The following is a 2,096-nucleotide window of genomic DNA, read 5'->3' as shown; positions in this document are numbered from 1 at the left end:
CGAGCCGATCCGTGCCGCCCGTCCGACCCGCTGGTCGCGCCGAGCCGCCTCGCGCATCGCGACGCGCGTGGACGAGCCCATCCCTGCTCCTGAACCCGCTCCCGCTCCGGTTCCTGCTCCCGTTCCTGCTCCGGCTCCCGCCGAGCAGAACCCCGCGTGGACCGCGGTCGAGGAAATACAGCAGTCGGTTCGCAAGCCGGCCGAGGAGCCCGCGCCCAAGCCGAAGCTGACCGTGGTCGCGGCCGAGAAGCCGAAGCCGCCGACGGTCCGCGCCTCGACGGCCACCCAGAAGAAGAAGCCCGCCGCCCGTAAGCCCAAGCGCACCGCCAACTGATGCCAGAAGGTGTGACAGTGGAGAAGCTGCTGGAGGCAGCGGGCCGTCCCGTCGAGATCGTCGACGCCGCGGACGGCCTGCGCCCGGCACTGAACGTGTGCCGTGCCCGTTCCGCCGTGGTCGTCAAGCTGGCACAGGGCATCGGCCCCGCCGAGATCGCCGCCGGACTGGCTGGCTGGCGCCGCAAGCTGATCGTGTCGGACTCCGGCGAGCTGACCACTGTGGACCCGCGTGACGCGGTGACCCGTCGCTGGAACGCGCCGGACGCGGTGTTGTGCTTGGCGGACAACGAGTTCCTCACCTCGAACGACGGCTGGGCACTGCCGGACGACGCTTTCGCGAGCCGCTCGCACGTTCTCGGTGCCGAGGTCCGCGCGTTCGTGCTGGCCAGGCTCGCTCCAGGTCGCGGTGTCCTGGTGTGGGACGTGCTGGCCGGTTCCGGCGCGGTGGGCGTGGAATGCGCACGGCTGGGTGCCGCGGTGATCGCGGTCGAGCCTGATCCCGTGCAGTGCGTGCGGATCATCGCGAACGCGTCCGCGCACGGCGTCGACGTCCGAGTCGAGGAAGCCGAGCTGGACACGTCCTCGTTGCCACGCCCGGACGCGGTGTTCGTCGGTCGTGGTGATCTCCGGTCGGTCAAGGCGAGCGCGGCCGTGTCCGCCCGGCGCGTTGTCGTCGTGACGGAACGGGTGGACGAGATCGTGCCCACCCGTGACGCGTTGCAGGCCGCTGGATACGAAGTGGAAGGCGTGCACTGGACCGCCTCCCGCCTTCTCGACTCGGGATTCGCTCCAGCGGTCCCGGTGACCGTGTTGTGGGGAAGCAAGAAGTGATCGGTGTTTTCGCCGGCTCTGCACAACGCGGCGACGCCGCCGATCTCTCCGGTCTCCTGGGCTCCGACGCCGTCCTGCCGGACGGTGCCGTCAAGCCCGCCGTGCACCAGTTGTGGCCGCGGCTCGGTGCCGCGGTGCTGTTCCTGGACGCGGGCTCCGCGATCAGGCTGATCGCGCCCTTGTTGCGGGACAGGCGATCCGACCCCGCCGTGGTCTGCGTGGACAAGCACTTCGTCGTGGCGCTAGCGGGTGACGCGGACGCGTTCGCCCGCCACGTCGCCGACCTGCTGAACCGCACGGCCGTCGTGACCGGAGGCCCGTCGATCGACTCGGTGCTGGACGAGCTCGTCGAGCAGCTCGACGCCACCGCGGACGGCGACGTCGAGGCCTGCGCCGCCGCCATCGAGGCGGGCGAGAAGGTCGTGCTGCGCAACCCGTTGAACTTCCCGTTGCCCGCCCTGCCACCCAACGTCATCGCGGCGGGCGAGGACGCGACGTGGATCATCATCATCGACGACCGTGCCGCCGCGTCCAAGGACAACGTGCTGCGAATCGTGCCGCGCACGCTCGTCGTCGGTGTGGGCTCGACGCGCGGTGCGTCGGCGACGAGCGTTGGCGCCGCGCTGTCGGAACTCGACGCGCAGGGCGGCCTGGATCTGCGCGCTATCAAGGCGTTCGCGACGGCGGACGCCAAGGCGGACGAGCCCGGCATCGTGGACGCCGTGGAGGACTGGGGTTTCTGGCACGGCGACACCGCCGAGCTGCTGACGTTCCCGACCGAGGAGCTCGCGGAGATCGGCGTGCCGAACCCGAGCTCGGTGGTGCGCAACTCGATGGGCACCGGCGAGCGTCGCCGAGGCAGCGGCGTTGCGCGGCGCGCAGATGCTCGCGCACGGTGCACCGGTGGAGCTGGCGGCCGAGAAGTTCAA

2 protein-coding genes and 1 pseudogene are annotated in these 2,096 nt (G+C 71.0%); all 3 read left to right on the top strand.

The window, feature by feature from the left end; translation table 11 throughout:
* Positions 1-334 (top strand): annotated as a pseudogene (locus tag FXN61_RS49050) (hypothetical protein); the annotation flags it as partial.
* Positions 335-351: 17 nt separating this feature from the next.
* Entirely contained in the window at positions 352-1,167 is an 816-nt protein-coding gene (locus FXN61_RS49045) for a hypothetical protein (RefSeq protein WP_167980584.1), read from the top strand.
* On the top strand, positions 1,164-2,096 hold a 933-nt coding region (locus FXN61_RS49040), incomplete at its 3' end, for a cobalamin biosynthesis protein (protein WP_167980583.1). The genes FXN61_RS49045 and FXN61_RS49040, both read left to right, overlap by 4 nt.

Source organism: Lentzea indica (assembly GCF_012184385.1).
GTDB classification, from domain to species: Bacteria; Actinomycetota; Actinomycetes; order Mycobacteriales; family Pseudonocardiaceae; genus Lentzea; species Lentzea indica.
The sequence above is the reverse complement of the archived record's forward strand: the minus strand, read 5'-3'. Positions and strand labels throughout refer to the sequence as shown.